Here is a 21,174-nt window from a genome sequence, read left to right on the forward strand (position 1 = left end):
AAACTCAAGGGGAATCAAGTTGCTTGACGTCAACTTCTTCGACGAGCTTCGCATCGGCCTCGCGACCGCCGACGACATCCGCCAGTGGTCGCACGGCGAGGTGAAGAAGCCGGAGACCATCAACTACCGGACCCTGAAGCCGGAGAAGGACGGGCTCTTCTGCGAGAAGATCTTCGGTCCTACCCGCGACTGGGAGTGCTACTGCGGCAAGTACAAGCGCGTCCGGTTCAAGGGCATCATCTGTGAGCGCTGCGGCGTCGAGGTGACCCGTGCCAAGGTGCGCCGTGAGCGGATGGGCCACATCGAGCTGGCCGCGCCCGTCACGCACATCTGGTACTTCAAGGGCGTGCCGTCCCGGCTGGGCTACCTGCTGGACCTGGCGCCCAAGGACCTCGAGAAGATCATCTACTTCGCGGCCTACATGATCACCAGCGTGGACGCGGAGCGGCGTGACCGCGACCTGCCCACGCTCGAGGCCCACATCTCGGTCGAGCGCCAGCAGGTCGAGCAGGCCCGCGACGCCCAGGTGGAGGCCCGCCAGCAGAAGCTGGAGGCCGACCTGGCGGAGCTGGAGGGGGCCGGGGCCAAGGCCGACCAGAAGCGCAAGGTGCGTGACAGCGCCGAGCGCGAGATGAAGCAGCTGCGCGACCGCGCCCAGCGTGAGCTGGACCGCCTCGACGAGGTGTGGAGCCGCTTCAAGAACCTCAAGGTCCAGGACCTCGAGGGCGACGAGATGCTCTACCGCGAGATGCGCGACCGGTTCGGCAAGTACTTCGAGGGCGGCATGGGCGCCGCGGCCATCCAGGCCCGGCTCCAGAACTTCGACCTCGACGCCGAGGCCGAGAAGCTGCGCGAGATCATCCGCACCGGCAAGGGCCAGAAGAAGGCCCGCGCGCTGAAGCGGCTGAAGGTCGTCTCGGCGTTCCTGAACACCCGCAACAGCCCGCTCGGCATGGTGCTGGACTGCATCCCGGTGATCCCGCCGGACCTGCGTCCGATGGTCCAGCTGGACGGTGGCCGCTTCGCGACCTCCGACCTGAACGACCTGTACCGCCGCGTGATCAACCGGAACAACCGGCTCAAGCGTCTGCTCGACCTCGGCGCGCCCGAGATCATCGTGAACAACGAGAAGCGGATGCTGCAGGAGGCCGTCGACGCGCTGTTCGACAACGGCCGCCGCGGCCGTCCGGTCACGGGTCCGGGCAACCGTCCCCTGAAGTCCCTCAGCGACATGCTGAAGGGCAAGCAGGGCCGGTTCCGCCAGAACCTGCTGGGCAAGCGCGTCGACTACTCGGGCCGTTCGGTCATCGTCGTCGGCCCGCAGCTGCGCCTGCACCAGTGCGGTCTGCCCAAGCAGATGGCGCTGGAGCTGTTCAAGCCGTTCGTCATGAAGCGGCTGGTCGACCTCAACCACGCGCAGAACATCAAGTCCGCCAAGCGGATGGTCGAGCGCGCCAAGTCGGTCGTGTGGGACGTCCTCGAAGAGGTCATCACCGAGCACCCGGTGCTGCTGAACCGCGCGCCGACGCTGCACCGCCTCGGCATCCAGGCGTTCGAGCCGCAGCTGGTCGAGGGCAAGGCCATCCAGATCCACCCGCTCGTCTGCACGGCGTTCAACGCCGACTTCGACGGCGACCAGATGGCGGTGCACCTGCCGCTGTCCGCCGAGGCGCAGGCCGAGGCGCGGATCCTGATGCTGTCGACCAACAACATCCTGAAGCCGTCGGACGGCAAGCCCGTCACCATGCCCACCCAGGACATGGTCATCGGCCTGTACTGGCTGACGACGCAGAAGGACGGCGCGGCCGGCGAGGGCCGGGCGTTCGGCTCGATCGCCGAGGCGATCATGGCCTACGACCGGCGTGAGCTGGACCTGCAGGCCCGTGTCCAGCTGCGCTTCAAGGACGTCCCGCCGCCGCGCGAGTGGGTCGCCCCCGAGGGGTACGAGCCCGGTCAGGCCTACCGGCTGGAGACCACGCTCGGCCGTGCGCTGTTCAACGAGACGCTGCCGTCGGACTTCCCGTTCGTCGACGCCGAGATCGGCAAGAAGCAGCTCTCCGCGATCGTGAACGAGCTGGCCGAGACCTACCCCAAGGTCGAGGTCGCCGACGCTCTGGACGCCCTCAAGAGCACCGGGTTCCACTGGGCCACCCGGTCCGGTGTGACCATCTCGATCGAGGACGTCATCACGCCGCCGAACAAGGCGGAGATCCTGACCCAGCACGAGCGCGACGACGCCAAGGTCCAGCGCGAGTACAACCGCGGCCTGATCACCGACGAGGAGCGCAAGCAGGAGCTCATCGGGATCTGGAACAAGGCCACGGCCGAGGTCGCCGCCGACATGGAGAAGGCGTTCCCGAAGGACAACCCGATCTGGATGATGATCCAGTCGGGCGCCCGCGGTAACCCGCTCCAGCTGCGGCAGATCGCCGGCATGCGTGGTCTGGTGTCGAACCCGAAGGGTGAGACGATCCCGCGTCCGATCAAGTCGTCCTTCCGTGAGGGCCTGTCGGTCGTCGAGTACTTCATCTCGACGCACGGCGCCCGCAAGGGTCTGGCCGACACCGCGCTGCGGACCGCCGACTCGGGTTACCTGACCCGTCGTCTGGTGGACGTCGCGCAGGACGTGATCGTCCGCGAGATCGACTGCGGCACCGACCGCACGATCGCGTTCCGGGTCGCCGACCGCGCCGCGGACGGCACCCTGAGCAAGCCGGTGCAGTCCGAGACCAGCCTGGTCGGCCGGACGATCGCCGAGGACGTGACGGTGGACGGGACGGTCATCTTCCCGGCCGACACCGACCTGTCCGACACGGTGATCACCCGCCTGGTCGAGGCCGGCGTGGAGGAGGTGCGGACCCGTTCCGCGCTCGTCTGCGAGGCCAAGATCGGTGTCTGCGCCGCGTGCTACGGCCGCTCGCTCGCCACCGGCAAGCGGGTGGACGTCGGCGAGGCCGTCGGCATCATCGCCGCCCAGTCCATCGGTGAGCCCGGTACGCAGCTGACCATGCGCACCTTCCACACCGGTGGTGTCGCGGGTGGTGACATCACCCACGGTCTGCCGCGTGTCCAGGAGCTCTTCGAGGCCCGCATCCCCAAGGGTGTGGCCCCGATCTCCGAGGTCGCCGGCCGGATCAAGATCGACGAGACCGAGAAGACCCGGAAGATCGTCGTGGTGCCGGACGACGGCACCGACGAGATCGCCTACCAGGTCCCGATGCGGGCCCGGCTGTCGGACGGCGTCTTCGAGGGCGCCCACGTGGTCGTCGGCCAGCAGCTCATCGTCGGTGCGCAGAACCCGCACGAGGTGCTGCGCATCCTCGGCCCGCGCGCGGTGCAGCTCCACCTGGTCCACGAGGTCCAGGAGGTGTACCGGTCGCAGGGTGTGTCGATCCACGACAAGCACATCGAGATCATCGTCCGCCAGATGCTCAAGCGGGTGAACATCCTCGAGTCGGGTGACACCGACCTGCTGCCGGGCGACCTGGTCGAGCGGCCGATGTTCGAGGAGACCAACCGTTCGGTGGTCGCCGAGGGCGGCAAGCCCGCGGCGGGCCGTCCGGTCCTCATGGGCATCACCAAGGCGTCGCTCGCGACCGAGTCGTGGCTGTCGGCGGCGTCCTTCCAGGAGACGACCCGGGTTCTCACCGAGGCTGCCATGCACGCCAAGAGCGACCCGCTGCTCGGCCTCAAGGAGAACGTCATCATCGGCAAGCTCATCCCGGCCGGTACCGGCATGCCGCAGTACCGCAACGTCCGGGTCGAGCCGACCGAGGAGGCGAAGGCCGCGGTCTACTCCGTCGGGTCCTACGACGACGGTGCGGACTACTCGTTCGGGCAGGGTTCCGGCGAGGCCGTCCCGCTGGAGGAGTACGACTTCGGTCAGTACAACCGCTGACCGTAGCCAGCAGGTGAAGGGCCCCCGCTCCGGCGGGGGCCCTTTCCCGTTCTCGCACCTCCCCGTCCCGGCCGCTTGCCCGTTCTTTCACGTCACAGCTCCTGGATGCGCCTCCCGCCCGGCCGTCCCACACGTACCCGGACGTTCCATAACGGCCACGCCATCGGCGTCGGTTTCGGGCCGGACGGGACGTCGCGGGCTGGAACGGGCGGGCGGACAGGGGCGTCGAACCGGGTGATGATTTGCGATTCCCCCGGAGATCGGGGCAGGCTTGAGCCGATGCGTCACATCGTGGGGACCCCCCTCACGTGGGAATATCCGCCCGAAGGAGCCTGACGATGACCGATAACGACGGCGCGCAGGGACCGCAGTGGCCGTCGCCCCGGGACGACGAGAAGTCCGGGGGCGCGGAGAGCCGGGCGGCCGGTTCCAGTGAGGACGGCAAGGGCGCCGAGCCGCCCGCGCGCCCGATGGGCGACCGCACGGTCGTGTTCGGAGCGCCGCAGCTCGGCGGTGCCGGCGGCGGTCGGCCGTCCGCTCCGCAGCCCCCCGCACCGGCCCAGCCCGAACGGCCCGCGCCGCCGGCCGCTCCGCCGACGATGATCGAGCCGATGCCGGCCCTCGGCCAGCAGCCCCCCACCCCGCCGCACGAGCCGCAGGGCGCGCCCGGCGGGTACGGCGCTCCGCCCGCGGCCCCCCAGGGCGGCTTCGGCGCACCGCCCGCCCAGCCGGGTGACCAGCAGCCCTACGGCAACCAGCCCGGCCCGCCGCCCTTCGGGCAGCAGCCGCACGAGCAGCAGGGCTACGGCGCCCCGCAGGATCCTTATGGCCAGCCCCCGGCCCCTCCGCAGGGCTTCGGCGGCCAGCCGCAGCCGGGGCCGTCGCAGGCGGGGGAGCCCGGCTACCCGCAGCAGCCCTACGGCCAGCAGCCCGACGCCGGTCAGTACGGACAGCCCGGCCAGCAGCCGTTCGGCGCGCCGGACCCGTACGCCCCGCCGCAGGGCTCCGCCTACCCGCCCGCCGGTGAGCCGTTCGCGCCCCCCGCGGAGCCGAAGGCCCCGGCCGCCGAGCCGCCCGCCACGCCCCAGGGCGAGGACCGGACGCTCATCGTCCCCGGCCCCGCCGTGACGTCCCCGGTGTCCGCCGAGCCCGACCGCAAGACCCCGAAGGTGGACGACCAGGCGACCGTCGCGTGGTCGCCCGGGCCGGACGTCCCGGTGGCCTCGGGTCCGGAGCGGCGTCCCGCCGAGCCGTGGCAGGCCCCGGCCGCGCCCGACGGCCCGGAGCCGTGGGCCACCCCGCAGCCCGGTCAGCAGGGTGGTCAGCAGGGCGGCGACCACGAGCGCACCATGATGGTCCCGCCGCCGGACAAGGGCCTCGGCACGCCCGTCGCGGGCTACGAGGCCTCCTCGCCGTCCGGACCGTCCGGGTTCGGCGGCGACCGCCCGCAGGCCGAGGACGGTCTGCCCACCCAGGCGTTCGACCCGTCCGCGCAGGGCCAGCCGCAGGGGCAGCCCGGCCAGCAGGGCGAGGGCCTGGGCGACGCGACCCGCATGGACGTCGGACGTCAGCAGTGGGGCGCGCCCGCTCAGCAGGGGCAGTACGGCCAGCAGCCCTACGGCCAGCAGGACCAGGGCCAAGGCCAGGGTCAGTACGGTCAGGGCGCCCAGCAGGGCCAGTACGGTCAGCAGAGCCAGTACGGCGAGCAGGGGCAGTTCGGTCAGGGCGGCCAGCAGCCGTACGGCCAGCAGGACCAGGGGCAGTTCGGCCAGGCCCAGCCGGGTCAGGGGCAGCAGAACCAGTACGGCGAGCAGGGCCAGTTCGGTCAGCCCACGGCGGCGTACGGCCAGGCCCAGGGCGGTGGCCAGTTCGGTGGCCAGCAGCAGTACGGTCAGCCCGCCCAGGGCGGCGAGGCGTACCCCGGCTACCAGCAGGCGTCCGCTCAGCAGGGCGGCGAGAAGGGCAACAAGCAGCTCTGGCTCATCGTCGGTGGCGCGGCCGTCGCGGTGATCGTCATCGTCGCCCTGGTCGTGGCGTTCGTCCTCTGACCAGAGCCCGAACCGGAGCCGGGTCAGGGGCCGGAGCCGGGCCGGGGGGCCGGAGCGGGTCGCGCGGCTGCAACACGCAAAGGTCCGGACTGGGTTCCTTGACCCGGGCCCGGCCACCGGGGACGGTGAGACCGGAACGCCGACGGGATTTGCGTCACATGACCGGAACATCCCGTCGGCGTTCGACCGTTGTGACTACGGGAAGATGGCCTGTAGGGGCCTCGCGAGCTTGCGCCGGAGGGGTCGCTCGCGATAGTGGACCGTTCGCTTTGACCTTTCGCGTAGTGGTCGGTAACCTCTTGGCTTGTGCCCGCTGTGTGCGGGCCAATCTGCGTGCGCGTCGGCAGGTCCCTGCGATTTGACAGGGCGGCCCAGTGCCGCAGCAAACTCCCCGGCTTGTTTCGGCCCATGTAGTGGGCCGGGCGGTCTCGTGTCGGATCACGGTCATCTTTGGGTGAGCAGGATGCGACACGCCCGACCGCGTGGGTCGGAGAGGTCGGGAAACCGGCAGGTCACAGCCTCCAACGAGGTGGTGATGACGGGTCTCGTCCATACGGGACTCAGGCAGAACAAGACTTACCGGCTCGGTACGAGGAAGACGGAGACGCGGTGCCCACGATCCAGCAGCTGGTCCGAAAGGGCCGCCAGGACAAGGTGACCAAGAACAAGACGCCGGCGCTGAAGGGCAGCCCCCAGCGCAGGGGTGTCTGCACGCGCGTCTACACGACGACGCCAAAGAAGCCGAACTCTGCGCTTCGCAAGGTCGCCCGTGTCCGGCTGACCAGCGGGATTGAGGTCACGGCCTACATCCCCGGTGTCGGTCACAACCTGCAGGAGCACTCGATCGTGCTCGTGCGCGGCGGCCGAGTGAAGGACCTCCCGGGCGTTCGGTACAAGATCATTCGCGGTTCGCTGGACACCCAGGGCGTCCGCAACCGCAAGCAGGCGCGCAGCCGCTACGGCGCCAAGAAGGAGAAGAGCTAATGCCGCGCAAGGGCCCTGCTGGCAAGCGCCAGCTCATCGCCGACCCGGTGTACAACTCGCCGCTGGTCACCGCGCTGATCAACAAGGTTCTGCTGGACGGCAAGCGCTCCATCGCGCAGAGCATCGTCTACGACGCCCTGGAGGGTGCGCGCGAGAAGACCGGCAACGACCCGGTCGTCACGCTCAAGCGCGCGCTGGACAACGTCAAGCCGACCCTGGAGGTCCGCTCCCGCCGTGTCGGTGGCGCGACCTACCAGGTCCCGGTCGAGGTCCGGCCCGCCCGCTCCACGACCCTCGCGCTGCGCTGGCTGGTGCTCTACTCCCGGCAGCGTCGCGAGACCACCATGACCGAGCGCCTGATGAACGAGCTGCTCGACGCCTCCAACGGCCTCGGCGCGTCCGTCAAGAAGCGCGAGGACACGCACAAGATGGCGGAGTCCAACAAGGCCTTCGCCCACTACCGCTGGTAATCCGGCGGATCCAGGTTTACGACGAGACGCAGCGAGGACGAAAGTGGCTACCAAAACCGGTGTAGACCTCTCCAAGGTCCGCAACATCGGCATCATGGCCCACATCGACGCCGGCAAGACCACCACCACCGAGCGGATCCTGTACTACACGGGCATCAGCTACAAGATCGGTGAGGTCCACGACGGCGCGGCCACGATGGACTGGATGGAGCAGGAGCAGGAGCGGGGCATCACCATCACCTCCGCGGCCACCACCTGCACCTGGCCGGTCGAGGACGTCAAGCACACCATCAACATCATCGACACTCCGGGGCACGTCGACTTCACCATCGAGGTGGAGAGGTCGCTGCGCGTCCTGGACGGTGCCGTCGCGGTGTTCGACGGTGTCGCCGGTGTCGAGCCGCAGTCCGAGACCGTGTGGCGCCAGGCGGACCGCTACGGCGTCCCGCGCATCTGCTTCGTCAACAAGCTCGACCGGGTCGGCGCGGAGTTCCACCGCTGCGTCGACATGATCACGGACCGCCTGAACGCGACCCCGCTGGTCATGCAGCTCCCGATCGGCGCCGAGGCGGACTTCAAGGGCGTCGTCGACCTGGTCACGATGAAGGCCCTGGTCTGGAACGAGGACGCCAAGCTCGGCGAGATGTACGACACCGTCGAGATTCCCGACACGCATGCCGAGGCCGCCCAGGAGTGGCACGACAAGCTGATCGAGACCCTCGCCGAGGGCGACGACGAGATCATGGAGCTCTACCTGGAGGGCGTCGAGCCCACCGTGGAGCAGATCCACGCCGGCGTCCGCCGCGCCACGATCGCGGGCAACCTGTTCCCGGTCCTGACCGGAACCGCCTTCAAGAACAAGGGCGTGCAGCCGCTGCTCGACGCCATCGTGCGCTACCTGCCCTCGCCGCTGGACGACGGCGGCGTGGACGGCCACGGCGTGCGCGACGAGGAGAAGGTGATCCACCGGAACGCCGACGAGGAGGAGCCCTTCTCCGCTCTGGCGTTCAAGATCGCGTCCGACCCGCACCTGGGCAAGCTGACCTTCATCCGCGTCTACTCGGGCGTGCTGGAGGCCGGTTCCTCGGTCCTGAACTCCGTCAAGGAGCGCAAGGAGCGGATCGGCAAGATCTACCGGATGCACGCCAACAAGCGTGAGGAGATCAGCCAGGTGGGCGCCGGCGACATCGTCGCCGTCATGGGTCTGAAGCAGACCACCACCGGCGAGACCCTCTGCGACGAGAAGGACCCCGTCGTCCTCGAGTCGATGAACTTCCCGGCGCCGGTCATCCACGTGGCGATCGAGCCGAAGACCAAGGCCGACCAGCAGAAGCTCGGCACCGCCATCCAGCGGCTCGCGGAGGAGGACCCCTCCTTCCAGGTCCGCACGGACGAGGAGACCGGCCAGACGGTCATCTCCGGCATGGGCGAGCTCCACCTGGAGATCCTGGTCGACCGCATGAAGCGGGAGTTCAAGGTCGACGCCAACGTCGGCAAGCCCCAGGTCGCCTACCGCGAGACCATCACGCGGAAGGTCGAGAAGGTCGAGTACACGCACAAGAAGCAGACCGGTGGTTCCGGTCAGTTCGGTCGCGTGATCATCAACCTGGAGCCGGCGGGCGAGGGCAACGACGGCTACGAGTTCGAGAACAAGGTCACCGGTGGCCGCATCCCGCGGGAGTACATCCCGTCGGTCGACGCGGGCTGCCAGGAGGCCGCCGAGTTCGGTGTTCTCGCCGGCTACCCGATGGTGGGCGTGAAGGTCACCCTTCTCGACGGTGCCTACCACGAGGTGGACTCCTCGGAAATGGCGTTCAAGATCGCCGGATCCATGGCGTTCAAGGAGGCCGCCCGCAAGGCCGGGGCGACCATCCTCGAGCCGCTGATGGCCGTCGAGGTCAGCACGCCCGAGGACAACATGGGCGACGTCATCGGCGACATCAACTCCCGGCGCGGTCAGGTCCAGTCCATGGACGAGCGCGCGGGGCTGCGGGTCATCAAGGCGCTCGTGCCCCTCTCGGAGATGTTCGGCTACGTGGGTGATCTGCGCAGCAAGACCCAGGGCCGGGCTGTTTTCACCATGCAGTTCGACTCCTACGCCGAGGTTCCCAAGAACGTCGCGGAGGAGATCATCGCCAAGGCCCGGGGCGAGTAGCAGTAGCCCCCGGCCCGGCGACGGTCGTCGAGCCAGCACAGTCACCCAGCCAGCACACGAAGCGGCCTCCAGCAGGCCGAGGATCGCAACAAGGAGCAACCAGTGGCGAAGGCCAAGTTCGAGCGGACCAAGCCGCACGTGAACATCGGCACCATTGGGCACATCGACCACGGTAAGACCACGCTTACCGCGGCGATCACCAAGGTGCTCCACGACAAGTACCCGGACATCAACCCCTTCACGCCGTTCGAGGACATCGACAAGGCGCCGGAGGAGCGCGAGCGCGGTATCACCATCTCGATCGCGCACGTCGAGTACCAGACCGAGTCGCGCCACTACGCGCACGTCGACTGCCCGGGTCACGCCGACTACATCAAGAACATGATCACCGGTGCGGCGCAGATGGACGGCGCCATCCTGGTGGTCGCCGCCACCGACGGCCCGATGCCGCAGACCAAGGAGCACGTGCTCCTGGCCCGCCAGGTCGGCGTTCCCTACATCGTCGTCGCGCTGAACAAGTGCGACATGGTGGACGACGAGGAGATCCTGGAGCTCGTCGAGCTCGAGGTCCGCGAGCTGCTGTCGGAGTACGAGTTCCCGGGCGACGACGTCCCGGTGGTCCGCGTCTCCGCCTTCCAGGCGCTGCAGGGCGACGAGAAGTGGGCCGAGTCCATCCTCGAGCTCATGACCGCGGTGGACGAGAACGTTCCCGAGCCCGTGCGTGACACCGAGAAGCCGTTCCTGATGCCGATCGAGGACGTCTTCTCGATCACCGGCCGTGGCACCGTCGTCACCGGCCGCATCGAGCGCGGTGTGGTCAACGTGAACGAGGAAGTCGAGATCATCGGCATCAAGGAGACCTCGTCCAAGACGACGGTCACCGGTGTCGAGATGTTCCGCAAGCTGCTCGACCAGGGCCAGGCGGGCGACAACGTCGGCCTCCTGCTCCGTGGCATCAAGCGCGAGGACGTCGAGCGCGGCCAGTGTGTCATCAAGCCGGGCACCAACACCCCGCACACCGAGTTCGAGGCTCAGGTCTACATCCTGTCCAAGGACGAGGGCGGCCGCCACACGCCGTTCTTCAACAACTACCGCCCGCAGTTCTACTTCCGTACCACGGACGTGACCGGCGTCGTGTACCTCCCCGAGGGCACCGAGATGGTCATGCCGGGCGACAACACCGAGATGCGCGTCGAGCTGATCCAGCCCGTCGCCATGGAGGAGGGCCTGAAGTTCGCCATCCGTGAGGGTGGCCGGACGGTCGGCGCGGGTCGCGTCACCAAGGTTCTCAAGTAACACTCTCGTAGTTCGGCGGGCTGACCACTGGCCTGGAACGCCATGTCGGCCCGCCGTTCCACGACTGACGAAGCAACAGCGGCACTACCAGCAAAGGACACCGAGGCCACCATGGCGGGACAGAAGATCCGCATCCGGCTCAAGGCCTACGACCACGAGGTCATCGACACCTCCGCGAAGAAGATCGTTGAGACGGTGACGCGGACGGGCGCCAAGGTCGCGGGCCCGGTGCCGCTGCCGACCGAGAAGAACGTGTACTGCGTCATCCGCTCGCCGCACAAGTACAAGGACAGCCGCGAGCACTTCGAGATGCGCACGCACAAGCGGTTGATCGACATCATCGACCCGACGCCCAAGACGGTCGACTCGCTGATGCGACTCGACCTCCCGGCCGGCGTTGACATCGAGATCAAGCTCTGAGGGACGCACCAAAATGAGTACGCAGAGGAAGGGCGTCCTGGGCGAGAAGCTCGGCATGACCCAGGTCTTCGACGATGAGGGCCGGATCGTTCCGGTGACCGTCGTCCAGGCCGGGCCGTGCGTGGTCACCCAGCTCAAGGACCAGGAGAAGGACGGCTACACCGCCGTTCAGATCGGCTTCGGCCAGATCGACCCGCGCAAGGTCAACAAGCCGCGCACGGGCCACTTCGAGAAGGCCGGCGTCACGCCGCGCCGCTACCTGGTCGAGCTGCGCGTGGACGACGCCGCCGAGTACGAACTCGGCCAGGAGATCACCGCCAGCGTCTTCGAGGCCGGCCAGAAGATCGACGTGACCGGCACGAGCAAGGGCAAGGGCACCGCGGGTGTCATGAAGCGCCACGGCTTCAAGGGCCTCGGCGCCTCGCACGGTACCCAGCGCAAGCACCGCTCGCCGGGTTCGATCGGTGGCTGCGCGACCCCTGGTCGTGTCTTCAAGGGCCTCCGCATGGCGGGACGGCACGGCAACGCCCGTACCACCGTCCAGAACCTGACCGTCCACGCGATCGACGCGGAGAAGGGCCTGCTCCTCATCAAGGGCGCGGTCCCCGGTCCCAACGGCGGCGTGGTCCTGGTCCGCGACGCAGTGAAGGGGACGGGCAAGTGACCTCCAAGCTCGACATCGACCTGCCCGCCGAGATCTTCGACCGGAAGACCAGCGTTCCGCTGATCCACCAGGTCGTCGTCGCGCAGCTCGCGGCGGCTCGGCAGGGCACGCACGCCACCAAGACCCGGGGCGACGTCTCCGGCGGTGGCAAGAAGCCGTACCGGCAGAAGGGCACCGGCCGCGCGCGCCAGGGTTCGACCCGTGCGCCGCAGTTCGCCGGTGGTGGCATCGTCCACGGCCCGCAGCCGCGCGACTACTCGCAGAAGACGCCCAAGAAGATGAAGGCCGCCGCGCTCCGCGGCGCGCTGTCGGACCGCGCCCGCTTCGGCCGGGTGCACGTCGTCGACAGCCTCATCGAGGGCGACGCCCCGAAGACGAAGACGGCGCTCGCCGCCCTGCGCGGCGTGACCGAGGCCAAGCGCGTGCTCCTGGTTCTCGACCGTGAGGACGAGATCACCTGGAAGTCGCTGCGCAACGAGCCGAGCGTGCACGTCATCGTCGACGACCAGCTCAACACCTACGACGTGCTCGTGAACGACGACGTGGTCTTCACCCAGAAGGCGTACGAGTCGTTCCTTGCGCGCGCCGCGAAGTAACGAGGGCAGACATGAACAAGATCTCTGACCCCCGCGACATCATCCTCGCGCCGGTCGTCTCGGAGAAGAGCTACGGGCTGCTCGACGAGGGTAAGTACACCTTCATCGTCCGCCCGGACGCCAACAAGACGCAGATCAAGCAGGCCGTCGAGGCGATCTTCGACCGCAAGGTGGCCGGCGTCAACACGATCAACCGTCCGGGGAAGCGCAAGCGGACCCGCTTCGGCTACGGCCAGCGCAAGGGCACCAAGCGCGCGATCGTGAGCCTGGCCGAGGGCGAGCAGCCGATCGACATCTTCGGCGGACAGACCTCCTGACGAGGTCCGAGCCCCGAAGCGTGAACTAAGGGATTGCACGAAAAAGATGGGCATCCGTAAATACAAGCCGACGACCCCGGGTCGTCGCGGCTCCAGCGTGGCCGACTTCGTCGAGATCACGCGCACCGAGCCGGAGAAGTCGCTGCTGCGTCCTCTCCCGAAGAAGGGCGGCCGTAACAACCACGGCCGCATCACCACCCGGCACCAGGGCGGCGGCCACAAGCGCGCGTACCGGCTGATCGACTTCCGCCGGCACGACAAGGACGGCGTCCCGGCGAAGGTCGCTCACATCGAGTACGACCCGAACCGCACCGCTCGTATCGCGCTGCTGCACTACGCCGACGGTGAGAAGCGTTACATCCTCGCGCCGCAGGGGCTCAAGCAGGGCGACCGGGTCGAGAACGGCCCCGGGTCGGACATCAAGCCCGGCAACTGCCTGCCGCTTCGCAACATCCCGACCGGTACGGTCATCCACGCCATCGAGCTGAAGCCCGGTGGCGGCGCGAAGATCGCCCGGTCCGCGGGTGCCGGCGTCCAGCTGCTCGCCAAGGAGGGCAGGTACGCCACGCTGCGTATGCCGTCCGGCGAAATGCGCATGGTGGACGTCCGCTGCCGCGCCACGGTGGGCGAGGTCGGCAACGCCGAACAGTCCAACATCAACTGGGGTAAGGCCGGCCGTATGCGGTGGAAGGGCAAGCGCCCGACCGTCCGCGGTGTCGCCATGAACCCGATCGACCACCCGCACGGTGGTGGTGAGGGTAAGACCTCCGGTGGCCGCCACCCGGTCAACCCGAACGGTAAGAAGGAAGGCCGGACTCGCAAGGCGAACAAGTCCAGCGACCGTCTTATCGTCCGTCGTCGCAGCAAGAAGAAGCGGTAGGAGTCGCTCGCAATGCCACGTAGCCTTAAGAAGGGCCCCTTCGTGGACGACCACCTGATCAAGAAGGTGGACGCCCAGAACGAGAAGGGGACGAAGAACGTCATCAAGACGTGGTCGCGGCGCTCCATGATCGTGCCGGACATGATCGGTCACACGATCGCCGTGCACGACGGCCGCAAGCACGTCCCGGTGTTCATCACGGACGCCATGGTGGGACACAAGCTCGGCGAGTTCTCGCCGACGCGCACGTTCCGCAGCCACGTCAAGGAAGACCGCCGCAGCCGTCGCGGCTGAGCAGGAATCTGTAGGAGAGAGGAACAGCGATGGAAGCCAGGGCCCAGGCACGGTTCATCCGTGTCACGCCCATGAAGGCTCGGCGCGTGGTGGACCTCATCCGCGGCCTGCCTGCCGCGGAGGCGCAGCAGGTGCTGCGGTTCGCCCCTCAGGCGGCGAGTGAGCCCGTGGGCAAGGTGCTCGCGAGTGCCATCGCCAACGCCGAGCACAACTTCAAGCTCGACACCGAGACGCTGGTCGTGAGCCACGCGTACGTGGACGAGGGGCCGACGCTCAAGCGTTTCCGCCCCCGCGCCCAGGGTCGGGCTTACCGCATCAACAAGCGCACGAGCCACATCACGGTGGTCGTCGCCCCGCGTGACGAGGTCGCTGCGGCCGGCGGTAAGAAGACGAGGAGGGCCCGGTAGTGGGTCAGAAGATCAACCCGCACGGGTTCCGGCTCGGCATCACCACCGACCACAAGTCCGTGTGGTTCGCCGACAAGCTCTACAAGGACTACGTCAAGGAGGACGTCCAGATCCGGCGCATGCTCTCCAAGGGCATGGACCGGGCGGGCATCTCCAAGGTCGAGATCGAGCGCACCCGTGACCGCGTCGAGGTGAACATTCACACCGCGCGTCCGGGCATCGTGATCGGCCGGCGTGGCGCCGAGGCCGAGCGTCTCCGTGGCGACCTGGAGAAGCTCACCGGCAAGCAGGTCCGGCTGAACATCCTCGAGGTCAAGAACCCCGAGATCGACGCCCAGCTCGTCGCGCAGGGCGTGGCCGAGCAGCTGAGCTCCCGCGTGGCGTTCCGCCGCGCGATGCGCAAGGCGATCCAGTCGGCCATGAAGTCCGGCGCCAAGGGCATCAAGGTGCAGTGCTCCGGTCGTCTCGGCGGCGCCGAGATGTCGCGGTCGGAGTTCTACCGCGAGGGCCAGGTCCCGCTGCACACGCTGCGCGCCGACATCGACTACGGCTTCTACGAGGCCCGGACGACCTTCGGCCGCATCGGCGTCAAGGTGTGGATCTACAAGGGCGAGGCCGCCCAGACCCGCGCCGAGCGCGAGGCCCAGGCCGCGCAGCAGCGCGCCGCGGGCGGCGGCGGCGGTCGTGGCGGCGAGCGCCGTGAGCGTCGCGGCGGCGGCGGCGGTGGCGGCCGTGGCGGTCGTGGCGGCCGTGGCGGCCAGGGCGGCGGCGGAGACCGCGCGCCGCGTCAGCAGCAGAACACCGAGCAGCAGGCCCCCGCCTCTGAGGCTGCTCCGACTGGTGAGGGGAGCTGAACCGACCGATGCTGATCCCTCGTAAGGTCAAGCACCGCAAGCAGCACCACCCGAAGCGCCGGGGCATGGCCAAGGGCGGCACCAAGGTCACCTTCGGTGAGTACGGCATCCAGGCCGTCGAGAGCGCGTACGTGACCAACCGGCAGATCGAGGCCGCGCGTATCGCCATGACCCGTCACATCAAGCGTGGCGGCAAGGTCTGGATCAACATCTTCCCGGACCGCCCGCTGACCAAGAAGCCCGCCGAGACCCGCATGGGTTCCGGTAAGGGCTCGGTCGAGTGGTGGGTGGCCAACATCAAGCCGGGCCGCGTGATGTTCGAGCTCTCCTACCCGAACGAGCAGATCGCTCGGGAGGCGCTCACCCGCGCGATCCACAAGCTGCCCATGAAGTGCAAGATCGTGAAGCGAGAGGGTGGTGAGTCCTGATGGCCAAGGGTCTTACCGCCGACGACCTGCGGACCGAGCCTGAGGACGTGCTGGTCACCAAGCTGAAGGAGGCGAAGGAGGAGCTCTTCAACCTCCGCTTCCAGGCCGCGACCGGCCAGCTTGAGAGCCACGGGCGTCTGCGTACGGTGAAGCAGGAGATCGCCCGCATCTACACCGTCATGCGCGAGCGCGAGCTCGGCATCGTCACGGTTGCCGACGACGCCGCGGAGGGCGAGAAGTAATGGCTGAGCAGACCGAAGCGCGCGGCACCACCCGCAAGGTGCTCGAGGGCCTCGTGGTCTCCGACAAGATGGACAAGACCGTGGTCGTGTCCGTCGAGGACCGCGTCAAGCACGCGAAGTACCACAAGGTCATCCGCCGCACGAAGAACTACAAGGCGCACGACGAGGCCAACGAGTGTGGCATCGGCGACCGCGTCCGCCTGATGGAGACCCGCCCGCTGTCGGCGACCAAGCGCTGGCGCGTGGTGGAGATCCTCGAGAAGGCCAAGTAACCAGGGAGCTCCGCCCCATCCGGGGCGCCTCCCGACAGACTCCCCGTGGGCGGGCCCTCCCCGAGAGGGCCCGCGTTCGGGGGGAGACCAGTGAAGGTTCCGCCAGGCTCCACGAGCGAGGCTCTGTGGAGAACCGGTGTGACGAAATGGAGTTGACGTGATCCAGCAGGAGTCGCGACTCAAGGTCGCCGACAACACGGGTGCGAAGGAGATCCTTTGCATCCGCGTTCTCGGTGGCTCGGGTCGGCGCTACGCGGGAGTCGGCGACGTCATTGTCGCGACGGTGAAGGACGCCCTTCCCGGCGCGGGCGTGAAGAAGGGTGACGTCGTCAAGGCGGTCGTCGTGCGCACCCGCAAGGAGCGCCGGCGCCCGGACGGCTCCTACATCCGCTTCGACGAGAACGCGGCCGTCCTGATCAAGGACGGCGGCGACCCCCGTGGCACCCGCATCTTCGGCCCGGTCGGCCGTGAACTGCGCGAGAAGAAGTTCATGCGCATCATCTCGCTCGCGCCGGAGGTGCTGTGATGAAGATCAGGAAGGGCGACGAGGTCGTCGTCATCGCCGGCAAGGACAAGGGTGCGACCGGCAAGGTCATCCGTGTCATTCCGCGTGAGGAGCGCGTCGTCGTCGAGGGCGTCAACCTCATCACGAAGAACATCAAGGCCGACGCGCAGCGAGCTGGCAAGGAAAGCGGCCGCGTGACCGTCGAGGCGCCGCTCCACGTGAGCAACGTGGCCCTGGCCGAGGACGGCAAGCCCGTCCGGGTGGGCTACCGCGTCAACGAGGACGGCACCAAGGTCCGGATCTCGCGCCGTAGCGGCAAGGAGATCTGAGATGACCGAGACCGTTACCGAGCGTCCCGTCCCGCAGCCGCGTCTGAAGCTCCGCTACCGCGACGAGATCGTCAAGGGCATGCAGGAGCAGTTCGGCTACAGCAACATCATGCTGGTGCCGGGCCTGACGAAGATCGTCGTCAACATGGGTGTCGGCGACGCCGCCAAGGACGCCAAGCTGATCGAGGGCGCCGTCCGCGACCTGGCCGCGATCACCGGCCAGAAGCCGGCCGTCAACCGGGCCAAGAAGTCCATCGCGCAGTTCAAGCTGCGTGAGGGCATGCCGATCGGCGCGCACGTCACGATGCGCGGCGACCGCATGTGGGAGTTCCTGGACCGGCTGCTCGCCACCGCGCTGCCCCGTATCCGCGACTTCCGCGGCCTGTCGCCGAAGCAGTTCGACGGCAACGGGAACTACACCTTCGGTCTGACCGAGCAGGTCATGTTCCACGAGGTGGACCCGGACAAGATCGACCGCGTCCGCGGCATGGACATCACCGTGGTGACCACCGCCAAGACCGATGACGAGGGCCGGGCGCTGCTGAAGCTCCTGGGCTTCCCGTTCAAGGAGAACTGAGCATGGCGAAGAAGAGCCTGATCGCCAAGGCGGCTCGGAAGCCCAAGTTCGGCGTGCGCGCGTACACCCGCTGCTCGCGCTGCGGCCGTCCGCGTTCCGTGTACCGCAAGTTCGGCCTGTGCCGCGTCTGCTTCCGCGAGATGGCGCACCGGGGCGAGCTGCCGGGCATCACGAAGTCGAGCTGGTAAACAGCCCAGCCTGTAATAACCACCGGGCATCTGACGAAGGTGCCCATGACCGCGCCAAAGGTCCATCCGTCCCGCCCGCGAGCGGGCCGGGCGGATGGAAACCGTGGCGAGGGAGGGCCAGTAGGCCATGACGATGACCGACCCGATCGCAGACATGCTGACGCGTCTGCGGAACGCTAACTCGGCGTACCACGACTCGGTGTCGATGCCGTACTCGAAGATCAAGGCCCACATCGCCGAGATCCTCCAGCAGGAGGGCTACATCTCCGGCTGGAGCGTCGAGGACGCCGAGGTGGGCAAGAAGCTCCTGGTCGAGCTGAAGTTCGGTCCGACCCGTGAGCGTTCGATCGCCGGCATCAAGCGCGTTTCCAAGCCCGGTCTCCGGGTGTACGCGAAGAAGGACAACCTGCCCAAGGTCCTGGGCGGCCTGGGCGTCGCGATCATCTCGACGTCCTCCGGCCTCATGACCGACCGGCAGGCGGGCAAGCGCGGCGTGGGCGGCGAAGTCCTCGCCTACGTCTGGTAGAGGGGAGGATTCGAAGAATGTCTCGCATTGGACGTCTCCCCATCACCGTGCCCGGTGGCGTCGAGGTGAACGTCGACGGTCGTGATGTCTCGGTCAAGGGCCCGAAGGGTGCCCTGTCGCTGACCGTCGCGGAGCCGATCGAGGTCGCGCTGGAGGACGGTCAGCTGACCGTGTCCCGGCCGAACGACATCAACACTGTTCGCGCGCTGCACGGCCTGACGCGGTCGCTGATCAACAACATGGTGGTCGGCGTCACCGAGGGGTACAAGAAGACCCTGGTCATCCAGGGCGTCGGTTACCGCGTGGTGGCCAAGGGCAAGAACCTGGAGTTCTCGCTCGGGTACAGCCACCCGATCACGGTCGAGCCGCCGGAAGGCATCACCTTCACGGTGGAGAAGCCGACCCAGCTGGTCGTCGAGGGCATCGACAAGCAGAAGGTCGGCGAGGTCGCCGCCAACATTCGTAAGCTGCGCAAGCCCGACCCGTACAAGGGCAAGGGTGTGCGGTACGAAGGCGAGCAGATCCGCCGCAAGGTCGGAAAGGCTGGTAAGTAGTCATGGCAGGCACGAAGCACCTGGCCGGCAAGGCCACGTCGAAGCGTGCGCTGGCCCGCAAGCGGCGGCACCTGCGGGTCCGCAAGAAGGTCCTCGGCACCGCCGAGCGTCCCCGCCTTGTCGTGACGCGCTCCAACCAGCACATGTTCGCTCAGGTCATCGACGACTCCAAGGGCCACACCGTGGCCTGGGCGTCGACGATGGAGGCCGACCTGCGCGCCTCCGACGGCGACAAGACGGCGAAGTCCCGCAAGGTCGGCGAGCTGCTCGCCGAGCGCGCGCAGGCCGCCGGAGTGACCGCTGTGGTCTTCGACCGTGGCGGCAACAAGTACCACGGTCGCGTCGCCGCCGTCGCGGACGGCGCTCGTGAGGGGGGCCTGAAGCTCTGATGGCTCTCACGACCAACGAGAAGAGGAACCACTGATGGCAGCGCAGAGGCGTGGTGGCGGTCAGGGTGGCGACCGTCGCGACGGCCGCCGCGATGACCGTCGCGGTGGCGCCGACAAGGGCCAGTCGTACATCGAGAAGGTCGTGGCGATCAACCGTGTCGCCAAGGTCGTCAAGGGTGGACGGCGCTTCAGCTTCACCGCCCTGGTGATCGTCGGTGACGGCAACGGCACCGTCGGCGTCGGGTACGGCAAGGCCAAGGAGGTGCCCGCGGCGATCGCCAAGGGCGTCGAAGAGGCCAAGAAGCACTTCTTCAAGGTGCCGCGGATCCAGGGCACCATCCCTCACACCGTCCAGGGTGAGGCCGCCGCGGGTGTCGTCCTGCTGCGTCCCGCGTCCCCCGGTACCGGTGTGATCGCGGGTGGCCCGGTGCGCGCCGTCCTGGAGTGCGCCGGCATCCACGACGTGCTGAGCAAGTCGCTCGGCACCGACAACGCGATCAACATCGTTCACGCCACCGTGGACGGTCTGAAGCAGCTCAAGCGTCCCGAGGAGATCGCGGCCAAGCGCGGCCTGCCGATCGAGGACGTGGCGCCGGCCGCCATGCTGCGGGCTCGGGCCGCCGGGTCCGAGGCCCGGACGGAGGCCACCGCGTCATGAGCCAGCTGAAGATCACGCAGACCAAGTCTGTGATCAGCGAGAAGCAGAACCAGCGTGACACGCTGCGGACGCTGGGCCTCAAGAAGATCGGCCAGTCGGTCGTCCGTGAGGACTCCCAGCAGGTTCGTGGCATGATCCGGACGGTTGACCACCTGGTCTCCGTCGAGGAGGTCGACTGACATGGCCGACGCCACCGAGGGCACCCCGCTCAAGGTGCACGACCTGCGTCCGGCCCCCGGCGCCAACCGCGCGAAGACCCGCAAGGGTCGCGGCGAGGCGTCCAAGGGCAAGACCGCAGGCCGCGGCACCAAGGGCACCAAGGCCCGTAACACCGTTCCGGTCGGGTTCGAGGGCGGTCAGATGCCCCTGATCCGCCGGATTCCGAAGCTCAAGGGCTTCAAGAACCCCAACCGGGTCGAGTTCCAGGTCGTGAACCTGGACAAGCTCACCGCCCTCTACCCCGAGGGTGGAGAGGTGACCGCCGAGGACCTGGCGGCCAAGGGCGCGGTGCGCTCCGGCCGTCCGGTGAAGATCCTCGGCACCGGTGAGATCTCCGTCGCCGTCCAGGTGAAGGTGCACGCCTTCTCCGGTGCGGCCAAGGAGAAGATCGCGGCCGCCGGCGGTACCGCCGAGCAGCTCTGAGATCGACACCCGTGAGACCGGGGCCAGAGTCCACCACGTGTCCGGGCCGGTGGGCCCGCCGCGTGGGGACCGGCCCCGGTCTCATCTGCTGTTAGAGTCTCCCCGGCGGTGGTGGCCGACGTTCGCGCGTCAGGCCCCCCGCCGTTGTTGCCCATGGGCTGATTTTCCGCAAGCTCCGCAGGAGGAATGGTGCTGACCGCGTTCGCTCGGGCCTTCAGAACGCCCGATCTGCGTAAGAAGCTGTTCTTCACGCTTCTGATGATCGTGGTGTTCCGGATCGGCCAGAATCTGCCGACTCCGAACGTGAACGTGGAGGTGCTCAAGCAGACGGCCGACGCGGCCAAGAAGTCCAACCAGCTCTACGGTCTGGTGGATCTGTTCTCCGGCGGCGCGTTGCTGAAGCTGTCGGTGTTCGCGCTGGGCATCATGCCCTACATCACCGCGTCGATCATTCTGCAGTTGTTGACGGTGGTGATTCCCCGGCTGGAGGCCCTGAAGAAGGAGGGCCAGGCGGGGACGACGAAGATCACGCAGTACACGCGGTACCTGACGGTGGGTCTGGCGATCCTGCAGGGCACCGG

Annotated in this window: 28 protein-coding genes; all 28 read left to right on the top strand. The window is 68.1% G+C overall.

Going from position 1 to position 21,174, the window contains the following annotated elements:
• Window positions 1-19: 19 nt before the first annotated feature.
• Window positions 20-3,898 (top strand): DNA-directed RNA polymerase subunit beta', encoded by a 3,879-nt coding sequence (locus tag P696_RS0123740; protein WP_026414296.1) that lies wholly within the window; start codon window positions 20-22, stop codon window positions 3,896-3,898.
• A 338-nt stretch (window positions 3,899-4,236) separates the two neighbouring features.
• Window positions 4,237-5,946 carry a hypothetical protein gene (locus tag P696_RS0123745; RefSeq protein WP_026414297.1) on the top strand — a complete coding sequence of 570 codons (1,710 nt, stop codon included), beginning with the start codon at window positions 4,237-4,239 and terminating at the stop codon, window positions 5,944-5,946.
• Window positions 5,947-6,555: 609 nt separating this feature from the next.
• Window positions 6,556-6,930 (top strand): 30S ribosomal protein S12, encoded by a 375-nt coding sequence (rpsL, locus tag P696_RS0123750; RefSeq protein ID WP_019632621.1) that lies wholly within the window; start codon window positions 6,556-6,558, stop codon window positions 6,928-6,930.
• Window positions 6,930-7,400, top strand: coding sequence for a 30S ribosomal protein S7 (gene rpsG / locus P696_RS0123755; protein ID WP_026414298.1), 471 nt, complete (start codon window positions 6,930-6,932; stop codon window positions 7,398-7,400). The genes rpsL and rpsG overlap by 1 nt, the downstream gene beginning before the upstream one ends.
• A gap of 94 nt (window positions 7,401-7,494) precedes the next feature.
• A complete protein-coding gene (fusA, locus tag P696_RS0123760; protein WP_425394163.1) occupies window positions 7,495-9,555 on the top strand; it encodes an elongation factor G in 2,061 nt (686 codons plus the stop codon).
• Between the two features lie 102 nt (window positions 9,556-9,657).
• On the top strand, window positions 9,658-10,851 hold the full coding sequence (gene tuf, locus P696_RS0123765) for an elongation factor Tu (RefSeq protein WP_026414300.1): 1,194 nt from the start codon (window positions 9,658-9,660) through the stop codon (window positions 10,849-10,851).
• A 111-nt stretch (window positions 10,852-10,962) separates the two neighbouring features.
• The gene (gene rpsJ / locus P696_RS0123770; protein ID WP_018657599.1) at window positions 10,963-11,271 is read left to right on the top strand and encodes a 30S ribosomal protein S10; all 309 of its coding nucleotides are present in this window, start codon (window positions 10,963-10,965) and stop codon (window positions 11,269-11,271) included.
• A 13-nt stretch (window positions 11,272-11,284) separates the two neighbouring features.
• Entirely contained in the window at window positions 11,285-11,935 is a 651-nt protein-coding gene (gene rplC, locus P696_RS0123775) for a 50S ribosomal protein L3 (RefSeq protein ID WP_026414301.1), read from the top strand.
• Window positions 11,932-12,531, top strand: a complete 600-nt coding sequence (rplD, locus tag P696_RS0123780; protein WP_026414302.1) for a 50S ribosomal protein L4 — start codon at window positions 11,932-11,934, stop codon at window positions 12,529-12,531. The genes rplC and rplD overlap by 4 nt, the downstream gene beginning before the upstream one ends.
• Window positions 12,532-12,542: 11 nt before the next feature.
• The gene (rplW, locus tag P696_RS0123785; protein ID WP_026414303.1) at window positions 12,543-12,848 is read left to right on the top strand and encodes a 50S ribosomal protein L23; all 306 of its coding nucleotides are present in this window, start codon (window positions 12,543-12,545) and stop codon (window positions 12,846-12,848) included.
• Between the two features lie 46 nt (window positions 12,849-12,894).
• Window positions 12,895-13,728: a 50S ribosomal protein L2 gene (gene rplB, locus P696_RS0123790; RefSeq protein ID WP_026414304.1), complete on the top strand. Its 834-nt coding sequence runs from the start codon at window positions 12,895-12,897 to the stop codon at window positions 13,726-13,728.
• Window positions 13,729-13,740: 12 nt separating this feature from the next.
• Window positions 13,741-14,022, top strand: coding sequence for a 30S ribosomal protein S19 (gene rpsS, locus P696_RS0123795; RefSeq protein ID WP_026414305.1), 282 nt, complete (start codon window positions 13,741-13,743; stop codon window positions 14,020-14,022).
• A 29-nt stretch (window positions 14,023-14,051) separates the two neighbouring features.
• Window positions 14,052-14,429 carry a 50S ribosomal protein L22 gene (rplV, locus tag P696_RS0123800; protein ID WP_026414306.1) on the top strand — a complete coding sequence of 126 codons (378 nt, stop codon included), beginning with the start codon at window positions 14,052-14,054 and terminating at the stop codon, window positions 14,427-14,429.
• The gene (gene rpsC / locus P696_RS0123805; RefSeq protein ID WP_026414307.1) at window positions 14,429-15,283 is read left to right on the top strand and encodes a 30S ribosomal protein S3; all 855 of its coding nucleotides are present in this window, start codon (window positions 14,429-14,431) and stop codon (window positions 15,281-15,283) included. The genes rplV and rpsC overlap by 1 nt, the downstream gene beginning before the upstream one ends.
• An 8-nt stretch (window positions 15,284-15,291) precedes the next feature.
• Window positions 15,292-15,711 (top strand): 50S ribosomal protein L16, encoded by a 420-nt coding sequence (gene rplP / locus P696_RS0123810; RefSeq protein ID WP_026414308.1) that lies wholly within the window; start codon window positions 15,292-15,294, stop codon window positions 15,709-15,711.
• Window positions 15,711-15,953 (top strand): 50S ribosomal protein L29, encoded by a 243-nt coding sequence (rpmC, locus tag P696_RS0123815; RefSeq protein WP_026414309.1) that lies wholly within the window; start codon window positions 15,711-15,713, stop codon window positions 15,951-15,953. Before rplP ends, rpmC begins: the two co-directional genes overlap by 1 nt.
• Window positions 15,953-16,225, top strand: coding sequence for a 30S ribosomal protein S17 (gene rpsQ / locus P696_RS0123820; RefSeq protein ID WP_026414310.1), 273 nt, complete (start codon window positions 15,953-15,955; stop codon window positions 16,223-16,225). The genes rpmC and rpsQ overlap by 1 nt, the downstream gene beginning before the upstream one ends.
• 157 nt (window positions 16,226-16,382) lie before the next feature.
• Window positions 16,383-16,751, top strand: a complete 369-nt coding sequence (rplN, locus tag P696_RS0123825; protein ID WP_026414311.1) for a 50S ribosomal protein L14 — start codon at window positions 16,383-16,385, stop codon at window positions 16,749-16,751.
• On the top strand, window positions 16,751-17,059 hold the full coding sequence (gene rplX / locus P696_RS0123830) for a 50S ribosomal protein L24 (RefSeq protein ID WP_026414312.1): 309 nt from the start codon (window positions 16,751-16,753) through the stop codon (window positions 17,057-17,059). Before rplN ends, rplX begins: the two co-directional genes overlap by 1 nt.
• 1 nt (window position 17,060) lies before the next feature.
• Complete coding sequence (gene rplE, locus P696_RS0123835; protein ID WP_026414313.1) at window positions 17,061-17,636, top strand: 50S ribosomal protein L5; 576 nt, start codon at window positions 17,061-17,063, stop codon at window positions 17,634-17,636.
• 2 nt (window positions 17,637-17,638) lie between these two features.
• Entirely contained in the window at window positions 17,639-17,824 is a 186-nt protein-coding gene (locus P696_RS0123840) for a type Z 30S ribosomal protein S14 (RefSeq protein WP_018657585.1), read from the top strand.
• A gap of 127 nt (window positions 17,825-17,951) precedes the next feature.
• Window positions 17,952-18,350, top strand: a complete 399-nt coding sequence (gene rpsH / locus P696_RS0123845; protein WP_026414314.1) for a 30S ribosomal protein S8 — start codon at window positions 17,952-17,954, stop codon at window positions 18,348-18,350.
• A gap of 17 nt (window positions 18,351-18,367) precedes the next feature.
• Window positions 18,368-18,904 (top strand): 50S ribosomal protein L6, encoded by a 537-nt coding sequence (rplF, locus tag P696_RS0123850; RefSeq protein ID WP_026414315.1) that lies wholly within the window; start codon window positions 18,368-18,370, stop codon window positions 18,902-18,904.
• 2 nt (window positions 18,905-18,906) lie between these two features.
• Window positions 18,907-19,293 carry a 50S ribosomal protein L18 gene (rplR, locus tag P696_RS0123855; RefSeq protein ID WP_026414316.1) on the top strand — a complete coding sequence of 129 codons (387 nt, stop codon included), beginning with the start codon at window positions 18,907-18,909 and terminating at the stop codon, window positions 19,291-19,293.
• 34 nt (window positions 19,294-19,327) lie between these two features.
• Window positions 19,328-19,951, top strand: coding sequence for a 30S ribosomal protein S5 (gene rpsE / locus P696_RS0123860; protein ID WP_026414317.1), 624 nt, complete (start codon window positions 19,328-19,330; stop codon window positions 19,949-19,951).
• On the top strand, window positions 19,948-20,130 hold the full coding sequence (gene rpmD, locus P696_RS0123865; RefSeq protein ID WP_026414318.1) for a 50S ribosomal protein L30: 183 nt from the start codon (window positions 19,948-19,950) through the stop codon (window positions 20,128-20,130). Before rpsE ends, rpmD begins: the two co-directional genes overlap by 4 nt.
• 1 nt (window position 20,131) lies before the next feature.
• Window positions 20,132-20,593, top strand: coding sequence for a 50S ribosomal protein L15 (gene rplO, locus P696_RS0123870; RefSeq protein ID WP_026414319.1), 462 nt, complete (start codon window positions 20,132-20,134; stop codon window positions 20,591-20,593).
• A gap of 189 nt (window positions 20,594-20,782) precedes the next feature.
• A partial coding sequence (locus tag P696_RS0123875) for a preprotein translocase subunit SecY (protein ID WP_425394164.1) occupies window positions 20,783-21,174 on the top strand: 392 nt, incomplete at its 3' end.

The sequence above is a fragment of the Actinomadura oligospora ATCC 43269 genome (assembly GCF_000518265.1).
Taxonomy (GTDB): Bacteria; Actinomycetota; Actinomycetes; order Streptosporangiales; family Streptosporangiaceae; genus Spirillospora; species Spirillospora oligospora.